Genomic DNA, 21,703 nt, shown 5'->3' on the forward strand with positions numbered 1-21,703 from the left:
ATCGATCCAACCTGCTCTTTGGCTTACCCAGACCGCACCAGATAACTAGCATGAATGGCCCGTGTTTGCATCTATACGCTCATAAACCAACGATTATCGCGTCGTGCATCGGACGAACGTCCGATGTGGAGCTGCCCGAATCCAAATAGTTTTGATCCCACCTCCGAAGACATGGATGGATCGCAATGGTGCGAATAGTTGCAAGATAGGACGATATTAAGTTGAAAATTGTTACACCGGTTGCACTTGGCCTGACCACATTGTGTCTCGCGCCAACGGCAGCTGCCGAACCAGTCAGCACCATTAAGGTGAGCTACGATGATCTCGATTTTGCCAGGCCTGAAGACAAGGCGGAGTTTCACCGCAGAATCAAAACTGCAGTGAGACAGGTATGCAGAACGAGGACTTTTCATCCCCTGGTGCAGCGAGCAACACGCAGAAAATGTCGAGATCAAACATCGCGGAAGATTGACAGCTCGGTTAGACTTGCGATCGCAAAAGCGGGAGAACGTCGCCATCTGGTTCAATCGACAAAATCCTCACGACGCTGACGAGGGATAGCGGAGCAATCAGGTCGCCCCGATTGCTCCGCTATTCGCAATATGCGCGATATGGCTTCAAACAGTATCTGATTGTTTGCCGAAGTCCGCTTTTGGGATGAAGCCGACATACCTGTACCCTCCCCCTTCAACATAAGAGAAATTATCAACCGTTTCCTAAAGTCCGCTTTGCGCCCCAATTGTTGCCGTCCTCGCCATCCATTCTCGATTCTGAAAGCAGCCATTCAACGCTCAGAATTTGTTCGCGCCAGAACGGCAAAAACTGGGTGGGTAGCTGAACGGCTGCTTTTGGACACTTAACGCTAAAAGCCAAACTATAGGGATCGGGGATTTATTCTCCGCTGATGCTCGGTTCGACTTTTACGATTAAGCCCCTAGCACAGATATATGCAGCCCCAAATGCAATCATTTGTGGTCCTCAAGGCCTTGTTCTACCTCTGCAAGATCATTGGCCTGATTGCGATCCGCATTCAGTTCTGAATGATCTGAAGCCAAAGCTGCGGTCTCCGGTGTGGAAACGCGGGCAAGCGGGGACATCTGGAAGTCGCCTTTCGCCTCTTGGGCCACTGCTGGAGCGGACAACAATCGAATAAGCGCGAAGATGATCAGCAAGGTATGCGCGAAACCAATCATAACAAACATGCTGGCAGCGCCATAAATCGCAATCGCAAAACCAGCGATGGTCGGTCCGACAATTGAACCGATACCAAACACGAGCAAGAGCCCGCCGCTGACCTGAATATACGTACCTGGTTCGGCATGATCATTCGCATGGGCGACAATGACGGGATACATTGAGTATACTGAACCGCCAAAGAGACCAGCCAATGCCATGATGGTTATGGGATCACTGAAATTGCCAAAGAAGAAAAGTGTATCTGCAATCAAGGCAAGCAACGTAATCCCGATCAGAACGATTCTCCGGTCTACCTTATCCGAGGCGATCCCTACGGGAATCTGAAGCAAAGCTCCGGCAAGAATGGGAATACTCGCAAAAAGAGCAATCTCATTCAGCGTGAAACCGATCCGCGCCGCATAGACCGCCGCCAGAGTGCCAAAAGATGCGTTGGAGACACCAACCATCAATATGGCAAAGACTGCAATTGGCGAGTTTCCCCAGAGGCCGCGCAGGTTCAGTGATACGCTGGTCAAAGGTTGCGGTGAGGAGGTGGCGGACATTGCGGTTGGTAATAGCGCCAAACAGTAAACCATTGCGGCAAGAACAAAGAAAAAATATCCATTGGGATCGCCGAGCGTGAGGACCATCTGGCCCGCAGTCGTCGCAGCCAAATTGACCATTGTATAGATGCCAAAGATACGTCCCCGCGAAGCAGCCTCAGTGCGTTCGTTGAGCCAGCTTTCAACGATCATCGCGCCGCCTGCGAAGCAGAAACCGGATACTGCCCGCACCGGGATCCATGTCCAGGGCGAGATTATGAGAAGCGAAAAGAGCACTGCGATGGCTGCGAGAGCGCACATGACCCCAAAGGCCCTGATGTGGCCCACATTCGCGACCAGTGCGGGGGTTTTGAGACAGCCAGCCACATAGCCGATGGCCCAACCGGTTCCGACCAAGCCAAGTGAAGTGGCCGAAAATCCTTCAGCTTCGCCTCGTACGGGCAGGATCAGACCGTTTATACCACCGGCGAATAGTAGGAACCCAGAACCCATTAAGAGCGCGATCAGCGGTAGAATATTCTTCACCATGCTTTGGGAACCTTTGGTCATCGGCATTTGGCAAACTAAAAGTTAAAAAAGAGGTCCGCACCAATTGATCATATTTCGGTCAAAACCAAAATATCATCTCATGGCACTTCGATTGGGCTAGCAGCTTCCCTTGTTACAGAACCAACCAGCCTCGGACATCAAATTATGGCAATTGGAAAGATCGTTGGCGCTGATCAAGCATACAGTATAGTATCGCGGGTCCGCTGCAACCAACTTCATGCAATCATGTTAGATTGGCAATGCGACCCCTCGATATGAAATAACCTCTGCTTTATGCGCAGTTTTCCTAAGCTCCAGTCTCTCGACCTGGCCATCGGCCTTGGTACGGCCAATACACTAATTTATGTGCGGGATCGCGGGATCGTGCTCAATGAGCCATCTGTTGTCGCGCTGGAAACCAATGACGGCGTAATCAAAGTGCGCGCAGTAGGCACTGAAGCCAAGTTGATGATGGGCAAAACGCCAAATAATATAAAGGTCGTTCGACCGCTCAGAGACGGGGTCATCGCAGATCTCGACGTTGCCGAGCAAATGATCAAACATTTTATTCATAAAGCACATGGTAAAAAAACTGGAATACTGCGGCGTTTTGACATTGTGGTTTGCATTCCCTCTGGCTCCACCAATGTCGAACGGCGCGCCATTCGCGATGCAGCGTCCAATGCAGGTGGAACGCGCGTGTTTTTTATCGAAGAACCGATGGCCGCTGCGATTGGCGCAGGGATTCCGATTGCCGAGCCTATCGGAGCGATGGTTGTCGATATCGGTGGGGGAACGACCGAAGTCGCCATATTATCGCTGCAAGGGCTGGCTTACAGCTCATCAGAACGCATGGGCGGTGACAAGATCGATGATGCAATCACCTCCCATATCCGCCGCAAGCATAATCTGGCCATTGGTGAAACAACCGCAGAAAGAGTCAAACATGAAATTGCCAGCGCCGTGAGTCCAGATGGTGACGGACGGACAATGCATATCAGGGGTCGCGACCTTGTTACGGGCATGCCCAGAAAAATAGCAATTACCGAAGCTGAAATTGCTGATGCCATTGCCGAGCCAGTGGGACAGATAATCGACGCCGTGCTAAACGCGCTGGAGAACACCAAACCGGAACTGGCAGCCGATATCATGGATCAGGGAATTGTATTGACCGGCGGCGGTGCATTGCTGGGACGGATTGACGAACATATTGCCGAGAAAACCGGATTGGCCGTCACGATTGCCGATGATCCGCTCACTTGCGTTGCCAATGGCGCGGGCCGGGCGCTGGAAGACCCGCTTTATGCCAATGTGCTGATCCCCGCCTGAACTATCAGCAATTCGGGAGCGTGGTTGTCTTTTCAACCATTGTTTCTTTCACAATTTCACATGTGATCTTCGCATCCCGCTTGACCAGCGGCTCCATAGTTTTTGCCTCACGTTTTTCGGACTTGATTGCTTCCAGTCGCCACGCCTCTGCCGCCGCCAATGCCACTATTCGGCGGCTTTCCAACGGGTCATGCGCAGCGAGGTTCAACTGATAGGCTTCCTGTAAACGACAATAGTCCGCTTTAACGTGCATTCCCGGATAACTATTCTTGAGTTGGCGGGGCCCTTGCTTCGACCTTTTCAACGATTTCGTCATGATATATTCGTCTCGATACTGCGAATGACAAATGGATTGCCAGGCAGAAAAATGGGCTGGGAAAGGCGCTTAAATTGCTCGAAGTATTGGTGAAAAAAGATAAAATTACACGATCAACACACTGTAACAACGTAAAATATATGTAGGGATTGATAACGGCTATTGTAAGGCGAGAAGATGGAAAAACATAGTCTGCCACGTTTGCCGAACGAGACGTCTAAACTCACTCCGCTCAGCCAACTGGCTGATCACTACGACGGCCTGCTGTGTGATATCTGGGGCGTCGTTCACAACGGAATTGCCGCGTTCGATAACGCCGTTGATGCATTATGTAGATACCGTGCGAATGGCGGCATTGTCATATTGATGACCAACGCGCCTCGCTCCTGTAAAGAAATCTATCCGCAATTGGAGCGCTTTGGCGTTCATCGCGAAGCCTTCGATTCTATTGTCACCTCAGGGGATATGACCACGATATTGCTGGCAGAAAATCCAGACGCGCCGCTATTTCACTTTGGCCCCGCGCGCGATCATTCGATATTGGAAGACCTGAAGAATCCAATTGTTGGCATAACGGATGCGGCGCTATGCCTCTTAACCGGGCCACTGGATGATAGAATAGAGGCCGTTGACATATATCACGGCCTTCTGATTGAAATGCGCGAAAACGCCGTCGAAATGATCTGCGCAAACCCTGATCTGGTTGTCCAAAGCGGAGGTCGAACGGTCATTTGTGCCGGATCAATTGCTCAGCAATACGCAAAGCTTGGCGGCAAAGTGGTTTTTGCCGGTAAACCAGAGGCGCTAATATATGACGAGGTCCAAAAAAGAGCGGCGAGTATCGCAGGCCGGAATATAGCTAAAAGCCGATTGCTGGCAGTGGGTGACGGGTTACCTACAGATATCAAGGGGGCCGCTCAGAACGGGTTCGACGCCTATTTCATTACCGGCGGGATTCATGCCAACGATCTCGGCGACATGAACATTCAATCCAATGTGACAAAGGCCATGAACAAAATTAAAAGCCAGTTTCCGGATATCAATCTTGTGGGAATAGCTGACCAGTTGCGCTGGATTTGAGCGAACATATTCCGGGCTTACCCACACCACGACTCATGCCGCCGTAACTTGGGCAATGCTGTTTCTAGGGTTCGTCGAACATCTTGTTTGCCGCCGCATAATCATCATGCGTATCGATCTCGGTCCATTTCAGGCCGGTTATATCAAGCGCTTGAAACTCCGTTCCTCGCGCGATTAGCCACTCATATGTGGCTTCATAATAGTCTTGGAGACGGCCAGATTGACCCATCGCCAATGTCAGCTCGGCAAACAGCAGTTTAGCGGTCTTCGCGCAGATTTTCTCGATCCCTATAGATTCTCCAAAGGCAGCTTTTTGATCGACCGTCTTGCTTGCTTGGAGAACCAGCAATTTATCATCGACCACCACTTTCACCTCTTCGGCATCAAGCTGGATATCCCGGTCGATACACAGAGCGTTCGGGGCGTCGCTTGCTATCAAGCGCCGCAAGATTTCCGGGTCAAAGACCACGTCGGCGTCAAACTTGATGAAGCTGGCATTGCCGACCGCTTGCTTGGCCAACATCAGGGAATAGCCCGTATTGGTCTCTTCGCATCGGTCGTTGACGAGATATGTTACCTGAAGCTCCGGAAAGGTTTCGCTCACGAAACGCCTGATACGCTCCTCCAGATAGCCGAGGACAATGACGAACTCGGAAATATCGCAATCCTGACAATTGCGGATCATTCGTTCAAGGATCGGTTTGTCCGCGACCATCAACAGGCTTTTTGGGCAGTCATCCGTTAGGGGCCGGATACGGGATCCGACACCCGCCGCCAGAATGACAGCTTTGTGGGTGGACGTTGTGGTTTTTTCCATGGAATATATTTCTCTTTTGCGCCTATGTCAGCGGGTTATTTTTGAATGGGGAGTCCGGTATTTTTATGAATTTCCAGGCCGTGCTGGATGCCGCGATATAGGCCCCAGAAAACCTGGCTTGCGGCAAATATCCAGAGCATCGGTTCCAGCGCGTTTAGTAACAGTGCTGCTGACAGCATGAAAATGAACACGCCTTCGCTAAACAGCAGGAACTTGGGTTGCTCGCGGGCGAACCAGGTCAGATTTGCACCCAAACTAAAGCCTAGCCCCGCGATAATTTCGATTTTTTTCTGATTGGCAATTGTTACCAAATAGTCGGGATCGCGTGTCATTTCGACTTCGAGCGCAACATATTTTGTGTAACCGCGCAAACCATAGAAACCGATGCCGATGAGGGCCAATAAAACAGGGAAAACGCTCATCGTTTGGCTATATGCAGCGTATCCGGCGGCACCGAACCAAAGTGTGACCTGCACCTGATCGGTCATCCGGTCGAAATAACTACCGGTGGCCGATGAGGTTTTACGATAGCGCGCCATCTGGCCGTCCATGCAATCGAGTATATGGCTTAGGTGTATTAACGTCGCAGCAATCACGAAATTCGAAAAGCCGCCGATGACTACGCAAATGGCAGCAACGACGGCCACCAGAAACGACATAGCTGTGATCCGGTTTGGCGTGATCCATGGCAGTTCTACCGCAGCGTAATTTGCGGCGATAGCCAATGGTGAGGTAACAAAAGACGACCACCATTCGTCATCCTTAGTCTTTGTCGCCCACAATTGAGCCATTTTGTCCGTCACAAGCTGGAAGGCTTTAGAGCACCGTTTGGCCTCGCTATCGGCACAATGTTGACGTTAACAGGCATGGTCGCATTTGGCCTGAATGGGATGACAACGTCCGCAGCCTCGGCTTGCAGTGTCAGCAAAACATCTTTGAGCGTCTGCAAGAAGAACTGGATGTCAAAGACCGACATTTCTCCGATATTCCCGACTTGAAAAACCTTGTCCTGAAAACAGCCTTTTCCTTCATAGATGATGATCGCTTTCTCGCGCAGACGATCCCGTAACTCGCCAACACTGACCGACGGGGGCACTTTGACGGTCGTCAGGACCGAGCACATGTCGCTCTCGTCGATCAGAAATTCGAGGTTGAGTTTGCGCATCCCGTCGCGGAGCTGATTGGCTCGGGCGCGGATAGCAGCAAAGCGTCGGGACACGCCTTCATCCAATATGTTTGTCAGAGCCTGATCCAAAGCAAAGAATAGCGGCACTGCTGGCGTGTTTGGCGTTTGTGAGCGGGCTTTGAGAAAGTGGTAGAATGTCGAGAGGTTCAAGTAGGTTGTATTAGCCTTATGGGCTTTGAGTTTCTTAAACTGCTTCTTTCGGCCAATTACGAAGGACAGACCGGGATAGGAGCCAATCGCCTTGGAACTGGAACTCGAACAAAAGGCGATATTGCAGCCCTCCATATCAACCGCCTCAGCCCCCACGCTGCTCACGCCGTCTACTATAAATATTGCTTTGTGCGCTTTTGCCAAGGCACCGATGGCGGCAAGCGGATTGAGCATGCCTGAACAAGTCTCATGATGGACCATAGCGATGACATCAATCTTGTGGCGCTCAAGATACCGTTCGATCTTTTGCAGATCAAATGGCTCTCCCCATGGCACTTCAATAAGATGGGTCGGGCTATTGTGGATCAGCGAAGTTTTATGCAGACGCTCGCCAAATTCACCATTTGACAGGATCAGGATTCCGCCGTGCCCGACAACCGAAGAGAGCATTGCTTCATTCGCCGCAGTGCCTGATCCGGTTATAACTACCGCGCGATAACGCTTGGGTTCTGTTATCTGGAAAAGCGATAGAAGCTTTTGCTCTATACAGACGAGAAGTTGGTCAAAGTCCACCTCACGGTGGCAGATATCCTCTTTCGAGATCGCTGCCCGCAGATTCTCAGCAACATTGACTGGTCCTGGCGTAAAAAGAAGATATTTGCTCATGTTCGCTCAACGGGACATTGGGAAGCAGGCATAGAGGAAACGGGCGTGAAGTAGACAATCATCAGGCAAGCCTTTCGGATCGCTCATGCCGGTCTGTCGAGACTCCGGGCATGGCGATTGCTTTTCCTGTCTCAGGAAAGCCAATCAAATGATTTTTTGATCGTAAAGAGACACCGTCAGACAGTGTTGCGATCAAAAAACCGCAACGACGTTGTAACGACATAGGAACTGATTGAAGCTAATGTAAGGCGGCGTTGAAATTAACTTAAACAAAGGAAAATCCGCACTGAGGTTTATGAAGGCTTTTGGGAGCTTTTGTTGACATCGAAACGCCCGCTGTTGGGGTAGAAGCAGATAGTCAGCTTTCAAACCGCCATGGTTGTAAAGCCGACAGGCCGCTAACGGCCCAATTGCCGTCGCTACCGATTGGTCATCAATTCAATTGCATCTAGTTGAACATTGATCTCGTCGAGCAGCGAACGCAGTTCAATGACCAAGCCGCTGACATCGGGATTACCGAGGTTAGCGGCTTGCCCCTTAACTGCGATTTCATTGGCATCTTCAAGTCTTGCGGTGATCAACGCAAATAGACCGGTTCGCACTTTGATCGGGTTAATTTCGTCGTCATCAGCCATGCCCTTACCCATGCTCGACTTTTTACGGAAGTCCACATGCAGCTTTTCAAATTATCAGAATAAACAACTGGGCTTAGGAGTTTGTTCGACCATTGTTGTTGGTGTCGCAAACATCATTTGCGACGGGCCGCCCGCTCCTAAAAGCGATCCGCGGCTCCGGTCAGTGGAAGCGTTGGAAGTACCAGCGCCAAACTGGAGACCCTCGATGTCATCAAAAACCAAACCACAAACCAAGTCCGCAAAAGTCATCGCGCAACTATCGCGAACGAAAGGCACAACTCTCGATGAGATATGCAAAATAACGAACTGGCGGCAGCATAGCGTTCGCGCATTTCTAACCGGCCTGCGCAAGAAGGGTTTTATGCTGGCACGCGAACAACGCGGTGATGATGGAACGATCTATCGGATCACACAAAGCCCAAGTGATAACGATGCCAAAGGTGCAGCATGACCGTGCTGGATAACCAATTGACTGAACTAACAACCATGCCCCCAGCCCAGTTGCGAGCAGCCTGGCGCGATACGTTCAAATCACCTTCACCCAACATCGGACCTGACCTACTTCGGCGCGGTATCGCAAACCGGCTGCAGGAACGTGTTCATGGTAGCCTGACAGGTGCCACCAAACGAGAGATCGAGAAACTTCGCAAGCGCGTCGAGCGAACCGGTAAAGCCGGTCACATGCATGCGATATCACTCAAGACTGGAACAAGACTAGTTCGATCATGGAACGGCAAAAGCTACTATGTGCTTGTTTGTGATGATGGCTTTGAGTTTGAAGGCCGCCACTATTCGAGCCTCAGCCATATTGCCCGCGAGATCACCGGCGCGCACTGGTCTGGCCCTCGCTTCTTCGGATTGAAGAAACGAAGCGGATATAAGCCAAGGGCTCTCGCAAATGGCTGAGCGTGCAAAACGCAAGCGCTGCGCTATCTACACTCGCAAATCCACCGAAGACGGTCTGGAGCAGGATTTTAACAGTCTGGATGCGCAGCGAGAAGCGTGCGCTGCCTATATCTTAAGCCAGGCTAGTGAAGGTTGGGATGCAGTTTCTGAGCTCTATGACGATGGTGGTTGGTCCGGTGGGAACATGAAGCGTCCTGCCCTTGTACAACTGCTAGATGATGTGACAGCCGGCAAGGTCGAAATCATTGTAGTGTACAAGGTTGATCGTCTAACCCGGAGCCTCGCCGACTTTGCCAAGATTGTAGAAATACTGGATGAGAATGAAGCATCGTTCGTCAGTGTCACTCAAAGCTTCAACACAACAAACAGCATGGGAAGACTGACCCTTAATGTCCTGCTTTCTTTTGCCCAGTTTGAACGCGAGGTAACCGGTGAACGCATCCGCGACAAAGTAGCGGCATCCAAAAAGAAGGGCATGTGGATGGGCGGCGGTGTCCCGTACGGATATAAGGTGGAAGAGCGCCAGTTGGTCGTCAACGAAGCAGAAGCAGAGACTGTCCGGCACATGTTCCAGCGTTATGTTGAACTGAAGTCAGTCCCGCAGCTTGTCGATGAACTCGCTGTCAAAGATATCAAAACCAGAACTCGAACTTGGAAGAGCGGGCGCGCAGTTGGCGGCATCCATTTCAAAACCGGTACTTTGACGCATCTGCTCCAAAACCCGATCTATGTTGGGAAAGTTCGGCATAAAGACAAAATCTACGATGGAGAGCACAGCCCGATCATCTCACACAAGGTTTTCGATTTGGTCCAATCTGTTTTTGCTGAAAACAGGCGTGACAACGCGTTGGGAAAGAAGAGTCGCAATCCTAGTTTACTGACCGGCATGATAACCGATCCGGATGGTAAACCAATGACACCTACGCATGCGAAAAAGGGTTCGAAGCGTTTCCGCTACTACGTCACACGCACTCCGCCTGGAGACAAATCAGACAAATGGCGAATGCCCGCTGGAGAGATCGAACGACTGGTGATTAGTGCAATATCCAAGAAACTCAACTCTGCGGAATCTGATGCACAGGAAACCGCTGAGGTTCTGTCACAAACTATAGAAAAACATGAAGCCATCGCTGACTCTTTGCCCGACATGAGCATTTCCGAGCAATACCAAATGTTGATCGATTTTAATGCCAGTGTATCTGTTAATGAAAGCTCAATCGGTATTGAATTTACACCTCCGGACCAGGATCAAACAGTTGCTATCTCAATGAATGCGAAGCTCGTTAGCAAAGGACGCGATCTGAAACTGGCTATCGCTGCCGGCGAAGGATTGGCGAAACGCGATCCCGATCCCGTTTTGCTTCGATTGATTGCTCACGCTTTCGCAGCACAAGATCAAATGGTTCGAGGCATCCCTTCACCCATGCTATCCCAGTATAGCAAACGGCATCTGCAACAGCTCACCCGTCTTAGTTATCTGGCTCCGGATATCATCTCATCCATTATCGATGGAACTCAGCCAGTTGATTTGACCGGCCGGAAGATCTTGCGGATTGGAAGCCTGCCTCTTTGCTGGACTGCTCAACGCGCTATGCTTGGGTTCAAATAGACCCCTAAAACTACCCATTTCTAGAAGTGCATCTGGTGCTAGCGTTTCGGCCCATCGAGATCATTGGTCATTTCGGCCCCATATCGCCGCGGACAAATGGTCTCCGGTTGAGTGAAACCACAATCGATATGAGATAACCTTCGGGAATATAGGCATAATATTGGTGTTTTTCGAAGAAACTTGGAGACACCGAAAACTTAGAAAAAAAGTGGTGCCCGAAGGCGGATTCGAACCACCGACACAGCGATTTTCAGTCGCTTGCTCTACCAACTGAGCTATTCGGGCAACAGATGGGATTGACGATCCCACCGAATTTGAAGCGCCGCTATAGGCGGGGGGTGTATCGCTTGTCCACCCCAAAAATCGCCCTACTGTTGCGTTGGCTCAGGACTCTCCATCACGTCCTGATTCTTCCGCAAATTGATCGGCCAGCTGGTCTGGGGAAACAGATGGTCCGGGGACCTTATACCCCTCTCCTAGCCATTGCAGAAGATCGCGATCTTTGCAGCCGGCACTGCAGAAAGGCGCAAATTTCTGTGACTTCGGTTTACGACATACCGGGCAATTGGAGGAACGCGTCTTGGCCAATGCCTAGCCCTGTCCAATCAGATTAGGGAAGACTGCGAAAACGAAAATCATCGCAACAGCAAGCGGCGCCAGCCAAGCGATCAGGAAGCGCCATAATCCGAACATCGTACCTTCCAGACCCGTTTCCTCTTCCACCAGCTTTTTATCGGCACGCCAGCCAATGAATATGGCTGTCAAAAATGCCGTAATCGGAAGCAGTATTTTCGAAACAAGATCATCAATCGCATCAAAGATGTTCTTTTCTTCAAAAAGCGGAATGAAGCCGAGTGGGCGAATGTCGCTCCAGACATTGAGAGACAAGGCACAGGCAACACCAATCAGGAAAATGACTCCGCCAACCAGCCAAGCGGTAAAAGCCGGCTCCATTCAAATCTGCGCATCGCCCAAGCAACCACACCTTCCAGCAAGGATATCGAACTGGTCAAAGCGGCGAAAAATATGAGCACGAAAAATAGTAAACCTACCAGAGACCCACCAGGCATATTGTGAAATGCAATCGGAAGAGATTGGAACACCAAGGTCGGTCCTGCCGCCGCATCCAGTCCAACGGCGAAAACAATAGGAAAAATCATCAAACCGGCAAGAAGCGCAACGCCTGTATCGGCAAAAGCAATCATACCTGCCGTGGGCGCGAGATTTGTTTCCCGCGACACATATCCGCCATAGGTTATCAACGCAGCAGAGGCGACGCTCATGGAGAACAGCGCCTGCCCCAGCGCATCATTTACAACGGACGGTGACAATTTCGAAAAATCGGGGTTGAACAGGAAGGTCACAGCCTTGCCAAACTCGCCCGTGAATGCGCCGTAAAGCGTGATCAGGACAAGAAGTACGAAGAATGTTGGCATCAGATAGGTTGCAGCTTTCTCGATCCCGTCTGTAACGCCGCGAGCAACAATCCAGATGGTAACAATCATGAACAGTGTATGCATGCCGAGCAGCATGGGAATGTCTGCAAACAGGTCAGTCATACGGCTGGGAATAGTTTCCGGATTCTCGTTAGCCAGGGCCCCGGCAAAAGGATCCCCCGAGAACAAAGCGCCCAGAAAATCGACACTCATTACGCCGACATAATACATGACCCAACCGGCCACGACGCTGTAAAAGGTGAGTATGAGGAAGGCGTTTAATATTCCGATACCGCCGAATATGCCCCAATTCTTGCTGCGGCCGGAATCCTCGGCCACTTTGACCACGCTGTGATAGGCATCGCTGCGGCCGTGGCGGCCAATCAGGATTTCGGAAAGGACCATAGGCAGGCCGATAAGGATGATACAACCGATATAAACAAGTACAAACGCGCCGCCGCCATTTTCACCGGCAAGAGTCGGAAACCGCCAGATATTGCCAAGGCCAACTGCGGCGCCAACCGCCGCCAGCACAAAGGCCCATCTCGAGGACCAGCCTTCTCCGCCCGGTGCTACTGAACCTGCCATAACATATTCCCCTATCTACTACACGCGCCGTCTGAGCGGTCTCAACGCCTGTACCTAGCCTCTCATCAACATCGGGCCAAGTGGTTTTCCAGCAAAGATGTGGACATGGAGGTGCGGTACTTCCTGATGCCCGTCATGGCCAATATTGGCGAGCAGGCGATAGCCCGGCTCGACCATACCCGCTTCCCGCGCAACATGGCCCACTGCGCGAACAAATCCGGCGATTTCAGATTCATCGGCCGTGGCCGAAAAGTCGTCCCAGCTGACATATTTGCCCTTGGGGATTACTAGAATATGGTGAGGTGCCTGCGGGTTGATGTCGTGAAAAGCCAATGCATGTTCGTCCTCGTAAACCGTTCGGTTCGGAATTTCCCCGCGCAGGATTTTGGCGAAGATATTGTTATCATCATAAGGTTGAGTTGCGTCGATCGCCATGGATCAGTACTCTCTAGAAGCTTTTTCAGCAATGCCGGACAGGCCTTCGCGGCGGGCAAGTTCGGCAAGCACATCATCAACAGACAGACCCATATCGGCCAGCAATATCATCAGGTGGAAGACAACGTCAGCCGCCTCGCCTGTCATGCCCACCTTATCATCCTGAACCGCTGCGATAACCGCTTCTACCGCTTCCTCGCCCAGTTTTTCGGCCATTTTGGCGCGCCCTTTTGCGCGCAGGCTGGCAACATAGCTGTCCTTGGGATCAGCATCGCGCCGTTGACGGATGGTCGCTTCCAGCTTGTGCAAAATATCTGTCATAACCGCCCGTTTGCGCGAGCCATGGGATGGTCGTCAAGCCTTTGCATCTTTTGAAAAGAGATTCTCCATAAGAAAGGGCCGTCTAATCCCCCGATGACGGCCCTTCCATGGTGCAGCGAGATCAAAGATCCGCGCATCCATCCGGTGACGAACTTTACTTCTTCTTGCGTTTCTGGCGCGTCGCAATCCGGCCGGCAACGAGGCCAGCAACGCCGAGTGCCAGCATGGCCATATTGGAAGATTCTGGAGCCGCTATACCGCCAGAAGATGAATTGCTCGAAGTCGAAATTGTCGATACTGAACTGCTTGACGTGCCCATGGTCGATTTGCTTTTTGCACCGCCAAGGCCGGTAAATCCCCAATCCGCGAAAGCCCAACCGGAACTGCTCCGGGCACCGCTAAATTCGCCATTGTTAGGAAAGGATGTTGGGTCGGCAGCCCCTGCAGCAGACAGGCTCACAACAGCAATTCCGGTCAATATGGTCAGTTTTGCAATTCTCATAGCTCACCTTCGGGGAAATGGCTGAATTATAAATGCGTCGGCGAATAGAGAAGCAATAATCTTGCCAGAAACGCAATGTCCGCTCAATTCGTCGATGACGATGGTTAATGGTTTTTCCTCGACATTGGAAATGTAAGTTAAGCCGACATTAACCCTAAACATCATTGTCCCAATATGGGACAGATAATCACTCGCGGATCCGCCTGAGCTTAATGAGTTTCTTGACGACGAGCTGCTGCTCGAACTCGAACTGGAAGAGCTGCTTGATCCGCCATAGCCGGATGATCAGCAATCCGCGAAGGAAAGGTTTGAAAAGCGTTAATACAAAACGAGATTAATTTTCTGTAAAATTATTAGGTTAGTAGGGGCTTTAATGAATTTGCCTCAGCTTGGTTCGACTTAAGACAACTTCTTAACTATCGCCGCGTGCAGGCAGGCCTGCGGCGCGAAGGGCGTCATGAGCTTCCGATATGCTATGCTGGCCAAAGTGGAAAATGGAGGCAGCCAGCACCGCATTCGCACCGCCTTTTGTTACACCTTCGACCATATGCTCAAGCGTGCCCACGCCGCCGCTGGCGACCACCGGAATAGAGACCGCATCGCTGATTGTCCGGGTCAGTGCCAGATCATAACCATCACGTGTACCATCACGATCCATCGATGTGACAAGCAACTCGCCTGCCCCCAGTTCCGCCATACGCACGGCATGCTCCAGGGCATCAATGCCCGTTGGCGTGCGCCCGCCATGGGTGAAGATTTCCCAGCGCCCCTCTTCCACCAGCCGCGCATCAATTGAGGCCACCATGCACTGGCTACCAAAGCGGCTTGCTATATCGCTGACAACTTCGGGGCGCGAGACCGCCGCGCTGTTGACCGCGACCTTGTCCGCTCCGACCATAAGCAGCGCGCGGGCGTCATCCGCTGTCCGCACGCCGCCGCCGACCGTGACTGGCATGAAACAAACTTCTGCGGTCCGCCGGACCACATCGATAATCGTATCGCGCTTTTCATGGCTTGCGCCAATGTCGAGAAAACATAGCTCATCCGCGCCCGCTGCGTCATAAGCCCGTGCCTGCTCTACCGGATCACCAGCGTCCTTGAGGTCAACAAAATTGACGCCCTTGACCACGCGACCATCAGCAACATCCAGGCAGGGTATGACACGGATACGGACGGTCATCTCTATCGGTTCGCCATCGCTATGGCGGTAGCAAGATCCAGCCGTCCATCGTAGAGCGCCCGCCCTGTAATCACACCTTCAATTCCATCCTGCGCAAACTGGCTCAGCATGTGAATATCATCCAGTCCCTTTACGCCCCCGCTGGCAATCACGGGAATATTGACCGATCGTGCCAAATCGACTGTCGCTTCAATATTGCACCCTGTCAGCATACCGTCACGCCCTACATCGGTGAACAACAGCGACGCCACACCGGCATCCTCAAAGCGCATCGCCATATCCCTGACGCTCACTTCCGACACATCAGCCCAGCCTTCGGTGGCCACCATGCCATTACGCGCATCCACAGCAACAACGATGCCGCCTTCATATTCTTTCGCCATATCGCGAACAAATTCAGGGTCTTTCAGCGCTGCCGTACCAATTACCAGCCGCGCCACGCCCAATTCGAACCAGCGCTCCACTGTTTCGCGATTTCTGATACCGCCGCCCAATTGCACATAGCCAGGAAAGCTCGCGACAATTGCTTCAACCGCTTCGGCATTGCGCGGGGATCCTGCAAAAGCGCCGTCAAGATCGACAACGTGGATATGTTCTGCGCCGGCGGCAGCAAAAAGCCCTGCTTGCTCCGCCGGATTGTCGCCATAAACGGTAGCGCGATCCATGTCACCCTCGGCCAGACGCACGACTTCGCCTGATTTCAGGTCAATGGCAGGAAAGACGATCATGGTTTCCACTCCAAAAAGCGTTTCAGGAAGGCCAGCCCATAGGCCTGGCTTTTCTCCGGATGAAATTGCACGCCGACAATATTGTCGCGGCCTATGGCAGAAACCAGAGTTCTGCCATGAAAGGTCGTTGCGAAAATATCGGCCGGGTCGGCCGCGTCAAAATGGTAGCCGTGAAGATAATAGGCTTCGCCGGTTTTCAATAATTCATGACCCGTCGTGGGAGTCACGTCATTCCAGCCCATATGCGGAATTTTGATATCAGCAGATGGTGCTTCGATCGCGTGGACCGTACCGCCGATCCAGCCGAGTCCCTGATGCTCGCCAAATTCTATGCCCTTGTCGGCGAGCAGCTGCATGCCCACGCAGATACCCAGAAACGGCGCGCCCTCTTGCCGGACCCGCTGTTCCATCGCAGCGATCATTCCGTCGATACCCGCCAGCGCATCGCGGCAAGCACCAAAGGCACCCACGCCTGGCAGGACGATACGATCCGCCACCGCGACCACATCGGGGTCATCGGTCACGACAACCCCCGACGCGCCGGTTGCGATTAACGCATTGTGCACACTGTGTAAGTTACCGGCGCCAAAATCGATAAGCGCAATGGTTTCAGCCACCAAGCTGCCCTTTAGTAGACGGAATCGCGTCTCCTTTGCGGGGATCACGTTCAACGGCCTGACGCATGGCCCGGGCGAAGCCTTTGAAAATACTCTCGGCTATATGGTGGTTATTTTCACCGTAAAGCAGCTCTATATGCAGCGTGATGCCGGCCGCGTCAGCCACGCTGTGGAACCAGTGCTTGAAAAGCTCCGTGTCCATCTCGCCGAGCCGTTCCTGTGTAAATCCGGCTTTCCAGACCAGCCAGGGACGTCCGGAAATATCCAGTGCGACGCGGCTTAATGTCTCATCCATCGGCGAATAGGTGCTGCCGTAGCGCACGATTCCAGCCTTATCACCCAACGCCTGACCAATGGCTTGTCCCAAAGCAATGGCGCTATCTTCGGTCGTATGATGCTGGTCTACGTGCAGATCACCTTTGACTCTTAGCGTCAGGTCGATCAGCGAATGACGCGAGAATTGTTCGATCATATGGTCAAGAAAACCTATGCCAGTAGACACGTCATATTGCCCGGTTCCGTCCAGATTTAACTCGACGAAAATCTCGGTTTCCTTGGTGTTTCGCTCTATGGTCGCTGTTCTCATGATTGATGCCTATAATGGCTGGATTTGATCAGGCAAGAATTTCACTGCAAAATCAGAAATATCACAGTTGACGAAAAATGTTGAAATCCCCTTGACCCTGCCACCCGTTCGCGCCACCAAGTAGCTATGAATGACAGTGCCCCCGACAGCCTGATTCCTTATGATGAAATCGTGCAGGAAGCCCTGCGCGCTGTGGTCGGTCGAGTTCTGGGCGAAGTTGAGGCCAATGGGCTTCCTGGCGAGCATCATTTCTATATCACGTTCAAGACCCGAGCGCCGGGCGTGGACATCCCCGATCACTTGATCGCCAAATTCCCGGATGAAATGACCATAGTGCTGCAAAACCGTTATTGGGATCTGTCGGTCAGCGAAGACCGGTTTGAGGTGGGGTTAAGCTTTAATCAAATCAGCTCCATGCTGCATATACCATTCGCTGCGATCACCTCTTTTGTTGATCCTGCCGTCGATTTTGCCCTGCAATTTCAGGTAGATGAAGTCGAAGGCGACCTCGACAGCCATGAACCGGCGCAAAATGACGGGGATCAGGATGCGGTTCAGACAGTCGATGATGGCTCCAACGTTGTAACGGTGGATTTCGGCAAAAAGAAGTGATCGCCTGATGCCAGGTAATCCTTCAAAAACCACACGCTCGGAAACCGACAGCATTGGTCCGATAGAAGTCCCGCAGGACGCCTATTGGGGGGCCCAGACGCAGCGCAGTATCGAGAACTTCCCCTTCCCTCGTCACGAGCGCATGCCGATCCGGTTGATTCATGCTTTGGCCACCGTAAAAGAGGCGGCGGCACGCGTAAATGGTATTCACGGACTCGACCCGGAAATTGCCGGTGCAATTGCAAAAGCAGCCGAAGCAGTGCGATCCGGTGCTTTTGACACGCAATTTCCGCTCACCATCTGGCAAACAGGTTCGGGCACTCAGACAAACATGAACGTCAACGAGGTGATCGCGGGCATCGCAAACGAAAGCCTGACCGGAATCCGGGGCGGGAAAGACCCGGTACATCCCAACGATCATGTTAATCGCGGCCAGTCGTCCAACGACAGTTTTCCGACCGCCATGCATGTCGCTGCTGCGCGGGCACTAGAGGTTGAGCTGTTTCCTGCGCTCGAACAATTGCATGATGCCCTGGCCCAAAAAGCGCAAGACTGGAAAGCCATCGTCAAAATCGGTCGGACCCATTTGCAGGACGCGACCCCATTGACGCTGGGGCAAGAATTTTCAGGATACGCAGCCCAATTGCTGGCCGATCGTGACCGGATCGAGGCCGTCTTGCCACGTCTCTATCAACTCGCCCAGGGAGGAACTGCCGTGGGCACGGGCCTCAATGCGCCGGAAAATTTTGGACAGCATATCGCACGAGAGATTGCCAAGATTACCGGCCTGAAATTTACCTCGGCACATAACAAATTTGCCGAACTCGCTGCGCATGACACGATGGTTGAGTTATCCGGAGCGTTAAATACGCTCGCCGTTTCGCTTACCAAAATCGCTAATGATATCCGCATGCTCGGCTCCGGCCCGCGATCTGGGCTTGGAGAGCTGAGCCTGCCCGCTAACGAGCCAGGAAGTTCGATCATGCCGGGCAAGGTTAATCCTACCCAGTGCGAGATGCTGACGATGGTCGCAGCACAAATGATCGGCAATCATCAAGCAGTAACAATCGGCGGAATGCAGGGGCATCTCGAACTCAACGTCTTCAAACCGATGATTGGTGCCAATGTTTTACGTTCCATTGAGATCGCGTCGATTGGCATGTCCAGCTTTGCTACGCGCTGCGTCGATGGGCTAGAGGCAAATGAAGCCCGTATCGCCGAGCTCGTAAATCATTCCCTGATGCTAGTGACCGCGCTGGCGCCGGTTATTGGCTATGACAAGGCATCCAAAATCGCCAAACATGCGCATGACACGGGCATGACCTTGCGCGAAGCTGCCCTGAAATTGGGATTAGTCGATGCCGAAACCTACGACGCCCATGTTAAACCAGAAAATATGGTATAAGTTAAAGTGATATAACAATATTATAACAATCGGGGCACGGCGCGACAACATGGACGATCCAATAGATGAATCACTGAACGCTGTGGACATTTTGATCCGACAGCTATTGAGCATGTGGGAACAGGCGGTTTCGCTTGTCCCCAGTCTGGTCATCGCTTTGATTGTCCTCATAATCACCTGGATCATCGCTCGCTTTGCCACCCGCATTGCTGACAAACTGACCGACAAGACCAACATGCGTGCATCACTGCAAGAGCTGGTCGAAACAATAGTCCGCCTGGCAATCTGGATCGTCGGCCTGATGGCGACGCTCACCATATTGTTACCGGGCCTGACACCCGCCAGCCTAATCGCTGGCTTGGGCTTTGGGGCCGTTGCGATAGGCTTCGCCTTCCAGGATATTTTCGAAAATTTCATGGCCGGCATCCTGATCATGATCCGCGAAAAAATGCGAATTGGCGACTATATAGAATGCGAAGGCGTCGAGGGCGTTGTCGAGAGCATCGCGCTGCGAGAAACCCATGTCCGTCGAAACAACCGGGAACTGACCATCATTCCCAATTCCATTTTGTTTAAAAACCCGGTGAAGATTCTGACAGATGACGACAAACGCAGACATGAGATTATCGCGGGGGTAGCTTACGATACCGATCTTGATAGAGCCAAGGACGTCATTTTGAAGGCAGTGCAATCATCGGAACAAGTCGACAAGAGCGAGCAAGTTGACGTTTTCGCCTGCGAGTTCAATTCCAGTTCCGTCGATTTCAAGGTCCGCTGGTGGTCAGGATCCAATCCCCGCGCCATGCATGAAAGTCGTGACAATGTGATCCGAGCTATAAAACGGGCACTGGATGAAGCGGGTATCGAAATCCCCTTCCCTTATGTTACACACACATTCAAGGAACCAGTTCCGCTCGCAGAAAAGGATTAGAATTCATGTCGCTCATTCGCAATGTCGCCACTGCCATTGTCGGTAATGAAGCGCGCAAGCGCGGTAAAGGAAACGGATTACTGGGCTTTGGTGTGGGTGTTTTGGCTGCCCGCATTGCTACCCGCTCGTTGCCTGGCGCATTGCTGGTCGGCGGTGCGATGGTCGCAAAAGCGCTCTACGACCGCTCAAAAGAAGAGCAGAAAGAAATTCCCGCATCGGACCAGATTATAGAAATAGAAGGAACACCCGCTCCAACCGAGAATACCAAAGCCAAGACCTAGATAGCGACCTGCCAAATTTTGATTGCCTCAATCGGGAAGGTTGGCATTAGCGCATTGAGCCCCAGTTTATCGTGGGTAGTATAGAGCGCTACCAGTTCAAAACCATCGCATTTCACACCTTTACCGGCATCTGCCGTGCCGCGGGAGAACCTAGCGGTCTCAGCTAATAGACACAATCTATCAAAACCCTTTATTCTTTAAAATTTTTTCTTCAACTTCATCGACTAAATATAACGCTCCCCCTCGCAGCCGACCATGCGAGTATCTTTCACGATCTGTATCTACGGAGTTTACTTGATGTTGAAGAATGTTTTCAGAGCTGTGTCTGTTATTGCGCTTTCCGTTGCTATTCCCTCCATTGCCCATGCCGAGGCAGGAAGCTTCCAAGCGAAGCTGCTCGGTACATTAGTAGCCCCGGATGCCAGCATCACCGAGGTTAAAGTCGACAATATCGGCTTGCCTGCAAACAGCCAGACCAAAGCGAATGACAATCTGGTGCCCACCGTGGCGATTGAATATTTTGTCACGGACAACCTGTCGCTCGAAACCATAGCGGGCATTACCCAGCATGATGTCGACGGCACGGGTGGCCTGGACGGGGCAGAAACGGTTTCTGACGCCAAAATCATTCCGGCAACACTGACGATCAAATATCATTTTGGCGATTCCAATGGGTTTAAACCCTATTTCGGCGCTGGTCCGAGCTATTTCATTTTCATCGATGAACAACCCGGGGCGGCGTTGCGCGGTTTTGGCGCCGAACGCCTGCAACTGAACGACAAATTTGGTGTTGCTTTACAGGCTGGCTTTGATCTGGCGCTGAATGACACTGGCTTGGGGATCAGCGTAGATGCCAAGCGCTATTTCCTTCGTACGGATGCAAGCTGGACGGATGGAACCGGCGCGGAATTGCTGCGCACCCGGCATGAAATCGATCCGTGGGTGATCAGCGCTGGCCTCGCCTATCGCTTTTAGCGCGAGCGGTCGTTGATATTACAAATGGATCAAGGCGACCAAGATTATCTGAGACAGGTGTGAACGCTTCTGTGACACAGTCGCCGGAACGGCGTTGCTGGGAACGGTGCACCTGTCTTTTTTGCGACCATCTTACCTGATGCCA

The 21,703-nt window shown here is 52.0% G+C and carries 28 protein-coding genes and 1 tRNA gene; 11 read left to right on the forward strand and 18 right to left on the reverse strand.

Annotated elements, in window-relative coordinates; translation table 11 throughout:
- The first annotated feature begins 221 nt into the window (after positions 1-221).
- Positions 222-551 (forward strand): UrcA family protein, encoded by a 330-nt coding sequence (locus ACO6S1_RS00970; RefSeq protein WP_422344502.1) that lies wholly within the window; start codon positions 222-224, stop codon positions 549-551.
- Positions 552-965: 414 nt separating this feature from the next.
- Here the strand turns inward: ACO6S1_RS00970 and ACO6S1_RS00975 are convergent, their stop codons facing one another.
- Entirely contained in the window at positions 966-2,267 is a 1,302-nt protein-coding gene (locus ACO6S1_RS00975; protein ID WP_422344503.1) for an MFS transporter, read from the reverse strand.
- A gap of 294 nt (positions 2,268-2,561) precedes the next feature.
- On the opposite strand from ACO6S1_RS00975, the gene ACO6S1_RS00980 reads away from it, so the two are divergent.
- The gene (locus tag ACO6S1_RS00980) at positions 2,562-3,596 is read left to right on the forward strand and encodes a rod shape-determining protein (protein WP_422344504.1); all 1,035 of its coding nucleotides are present in this window, start codon (positions 2,562-2,564) and stop codon (positions 3,594-3,596) included.
- Between the two features lie 4 nt (positions 3,597-3,600).
- Here ACO6S1_RS00980 and ACO6S1_RS00985 read toward each other — a convergent pair whose 3' ends face one another.
- Positions 3,601-3,849, reverse strand: coding sequence for a hypothetical protein (locus ACO6S1_RS00985; RefSeq protein WP_422344505.1), 249 nt, complete (start codon positions 3,847-3,849; stop codon positions 3,601-3,603).
- Between the two features lie 240 nt (positions 3,850-4,089).
- Here ACO6S1_RS00985 and ACO6S1_RS00990 point away from each other — a divergent pair, with 240 nt between their 5' ends.
- On the forward strand, positions 4,090-4,992 hold the full coding sequence (locus ACO6S1_RS00990) for a TIGR01459 family HAD-type hydrolase (RefSeq protein ID WP_422344506.1): 903 nt from the start codon (positions 4,090-4,092) through the stop codon (positions 4,990-4,992).
- Positions 4,993-5,056: 64 nt separating this feature from the next.
- Here ACO6S1_RS00990 and ACO6S1_RS00995 read toward each other — a convergent pair whose 3' ends face one another.
- The 4 genes from ACO6S1_RS00995 to ACO6S1_RS01010 all read right to left on the reverse strand — a co-directional run bounded on the left by ACO6S1_RS00995 (position 5,057) and on the right by ACO6S1_RS01010 (position 8,446).
- Complete coding sequence (locus ACO6S1_RS00995) at positions 5,057-5,809, reverse strand: sugar phosphate nucleotidyltransferase (protein WP_422344507.1); 753 nt, start codon at positions 5,807-5,809, stop codon at positions 5,057-5,059.
- 35 nt (positions 5,810-5,844) lie between these two features.
- Complete coding sequence (locus ACO6S1_RS01000; protein ID WP_422344508.1) at positions 5,845-6,600, reverse strand: CDP-alcohol phosphatidyltransferase family protein; 756 nt, start codon at positions 6,598-6,600, stop codon at positions 5,845-5,847.
- Positions 6,601-6,608: 8 nt separating this feature from the next.
- The gene (locus ACO6S1_RS01005) at positions 6,609-7,811 is read right to left on the reverse strand and encodes a pyridoxal-phosphate-dependent aminotransferase family protein (RefSeq protein ID WP_422344509.1); all 1,203 of its coding nucleotides are present in this window, start codon (positions 7,809-7,811) and stop codon (positions 6,609-6,611) included.
- A gap of 419 nt (positions 7,812-8,230) precedes the next feature.
- The gene (locus ACO6S1_RS01010) at positions 8,231-8,446 is read right to left on the reverse strand and encodes a hypothetical protein (RefSeq protein WP_422344510.1); all 216 of its coding nucleotides are present in this window, start codon (positions 8,444-8,446) and stop codon (positions 8,231-8,233) included.
- A 205-nt stretch (positions 8,447-8,651) separates the two neighbouring features.
- Here ACO6S1_RS01010 and ACO6S1_RS01015 point away from each other — a divergent pair, with 205 nt between their 5' ends.
- The 3 genes from ACO6S1_RS01015 to ACO6S1_RS01025 are packed head-to-tail and all read left to right on the forward strand — an operon-like array spanning position 8,652 to position 10,961.
- Positions 8,652-8,897, forward strand: a complete 246-nt coding sequence (locus ACO6S1_RS01015) for a DUF3489 domain-containing protein (protein ID WP_422344511.1) — start codon at positions 8,652-8,654, stop codon at positions 8,895-8,897.
- 17 nt (positions 8,898-8,914) lie between these two features.
- Positions 8,915-9,352 (forward strand): DUF2924 domain-containing protein, encoded by a 438-nt coding sequence (locus ACO6S1_RS01020; RefSeq protein WP_422344512.1) that lies wholly within the window; start codon positions 8,915-8,917, stop codon positions 9,350-9,352.
- The gene (locus ACO6S1_RS01025; protein ID WP_422344513.1) at positions 9,345-10,961 is read left to right on the forward strand and encodes a recombinase family protein; all 1,617 of its coding nucleotides are present in this window, start codon (positions 9,345-9,347) and stop codon (positions 10,959-10,961) included. The genes ACO6S1_RS01020 and ACO6S1_RS01025 overlap by 8 nt, the downstream gene beginning before the upstream one ends.
- 209 nt (positions 10,962-11,170) lie before the next feature.
- Here ACO6S1_RS01025 and ACO6S1_RS01030 read toward each other — a convergent pair.
- The 11 genes from ACO6S1_RS01030 to hisB form a co-directional block, all read right to left on the reverse strand.
- Positions 11,171-11,246: transfer RNA gene (locus ACO6S1_RS01030), tRNA-Phe, on the reverse strand.
- Positions 11,247-11,345: 99 nt separating this feature from the next.
- Positions 11,346-11,549 (reverse strand): DNA gyrase inhibitor YacG, encoded by a 204-nt coding sequence (locus ACO6S1_RS01035; protein WP_422344514.1) that lies wholly within the window; start codon positions 11,547-11,549, stop codon positions 11,346-11,348.
- 3 nt (positions 11,550-11,552) lie between these two features.
- Positions 11,553-11,915, reverse strand: a complete 363-nt coding sequence (locus tag ACO6S1_RS01040; RefSeq protein ID WP_422344515.1) for a hypothetical protein — start codon at positions 11,913-11,915, stop codon at positions 11,553-11,555.
- On the reverse strand, positions 11,867-12,985 hold the full coding sequence (locus tag ACO6S1_RS01045; protein WP_422344516.1) for a sodium-dependent transporter: 1,119 nt from the start codon (positions 12,983-12,985) through the stop codon (positions 11,867-11,869). The genes ACO6S1_RS01040 and ACO6S1_RS01045 overlap by 49 nt, the downstream gene beginning before the upstream one ends.
- Positions 12,986-13,039: 54 nt before the next feature.
- Positions 13,040-13,420, reverse strand: coding sequence for a histidine triad nucleotide-binding protein (locus ACO6S1_RS01050; RefSeq protein WP_422344517.1), 381 nt, complete (start codon positions 13,418-13,420; stop codon positions 13,040-13,042).
- Between the two features lie 3 nt (positions 13,421-13,423).
- On the reverse strand, positions 13,424-13,741 hold the full coding sequence (locus tag ACO6S1_RS01055; RefSeq protein WP_422344518.1) for a phosphoribosyl-ATP diphosphatase: 318 nt from the start codon (positions 13,739-13,741) through the stop codon (positions 13,424-13,426).
- 154 nt (positions 13,742-13,895) lie between these two features.
- Positions 13,896-14,243, reverse strand: a complete 348-nt coding sequence (locus ACO6S1_RS01060) for a hypothetical protein (protein WP_422344519.1) — start codon at positions 14,241-14,243, stop codon at positions 13,896-13,898.
- Between the two features lie 412 nt (positions 14,244-14,655).
- A complete protein-coding gene (hisF, locus tag ACO6S1_RS01065) occupies positions 14,656-15,423 on the reverse strand; it encodes an imidazole glycerol phosphate synthase subunit HisF (protein WP_422344520.1) in 768 nt (255 codons plus the stop codon).
- Between the two features lie 2 nt (positions 15,424-15,425).
- The gene (hisA, locus tag ACO6S1_RS01070) at positions 15,426-16,151 is read right to left on the reverse strand and encodes a 1-(5-phosphoribosyl)-5-[(5-phosphoribosylamino)methylideneamino]imidazole-4-carboxamide isomerase (RefSeq protein WP_422344521.1); all 726 of its coding nucleotides are present in this window, start codon (positions 16,149-16,151) and stop codon (positions 15,426-15,428) included.
- On the reverse strand, positions 16,148-16,768 hold the full coding sequence (gene hisH, locus ACO6S1_RS01075; RefSeq protein WP_422344522.1) for an imidazole glycerol phosphate synthase subunit HisH: 621 nt from the start codon (positions 16,766-16,768) through the stop codon (positions 16,148-16,150). Before hisH ends, hisA begins: the two co-directional genes overlap by 4 nt.
- Positions 16,761-17,354 carry an imidazoleglycerol-phosphate dehydratase HisB gene (gene hisB / locus ACO6S1_RS01080; RefSeq protein ID WP_422344523.1) on the reverse strand — a complete coding sequence of 198 codons (594 nt, stop codon included), beginning with the start codon at positions 17,352-17,354 and terminating at the stop codon, positions 16,761-16,763. Before hisB ends, hisH begins: the two co-directional genes overlap by 8 nt.
- A gap of 126 nt (positions 17,355-17,480) precedes the next feature.
- Here hisB and ACO6S1_RS01085 point away from each other — a divergent pair, with 126 nt between their 5' ends.
- From ACO6S1_RS01085 to ACO6S1_RS01100, 4 genes are read left to right on the forward strand one after another with little or no spacing between them, the layout of a single operon-like run.
- A complete protein-coding gene (locus tag ACO6S1_RS01085) occupies positions 17,481-17,966 on the forward strand; it encodes an SspB family protein (RefSeq protein WP_422344524.1) in 486 nt (161 codons plus the stop codon).
- 7 nt (positions 17,967-17,973) lie between these two features.
- Positions 17,974-19,371: a class II fumarate hydratase gene (gene fumC, locus ACO6S1_RS01090; RefSeq protein ID WP_422344525.1), complete on the forward strand. Its 1,398-nt coding sequence runs from the start codon at positions 17,974-17,976 to the stop codon at positions 19,369-19,371.
- Between the two features lie 49 nt (positions 19,372-19,420).
- Positions 19,421-20,302, forward strand: coding sequence for a mechanosensitive ion channel family protein (locus ACO6S1_RS01095; RefSeq protein WP_422344526.1), 882 nt, complete (start codon positions 19,421-19,423; stop codon positions 20,300-20,302).
- A gap of 5 nt (positions 20,303-20,307) precedes the next feature.
- Positions 20,308-20,583, forward strand: a complete 276-nt coding sequence (locus tag ACO6S1_RS01100) for a hypothetical protein (protein ID WP_422344527.1) — start codon at positions 20,308-20,310, stop codon at positions 20,581-20,583.
- Here ACO6S1_RS01100 and ACO6S1_RS01105 read toward each other — a convergent pair.
- Positions 20,580-20,699 carry a DUF2585 family protein gene (locus tag ACO6S1_RS01105; RefSeq protein WP_422346264.1) on the reverse strand — a complete coding sequence of 40 codons (120 nt, stop codon included), beginning with the start codon at positions 20,697-20,699 and terminating at the stop codon, positions 20,580-20,582. The two genes, ACO6S1_RS01100 and ACO6S1_RS01105, sit on opposite strands and share 4 nt — an antisense overlap.
- Before the next feature lie 181 nt (positions 20,700-20,880).
- Between ACO6S1_RS01105 and ACO6S1_RS01110 the strand changes: the two genes are divergently transcribed.
- A complete protein-coding gene (locus ACO6S1_RS01110; RefSeq protein ID WP_422344528.1) occupies positions 20,881-21,558 on the forward strand; it encodes an OmpW/AlkL family protein in 678 nt (225 codons plus the stop codon).
- Positions 21,559-21,703 lie beyond the last annotated feature (145 nt).

The sequence above is a fragment of the Parasphingorhabdus sp. genome, assembly GCF_965233695.1.
In the GTDB taxonomy this organism is placed as follows: Bacteria; Pseudomonadota; Alphaproteobacteria; order Sphingomonadales; family Sphingomonadaceae; genus Parasphingorhabdus.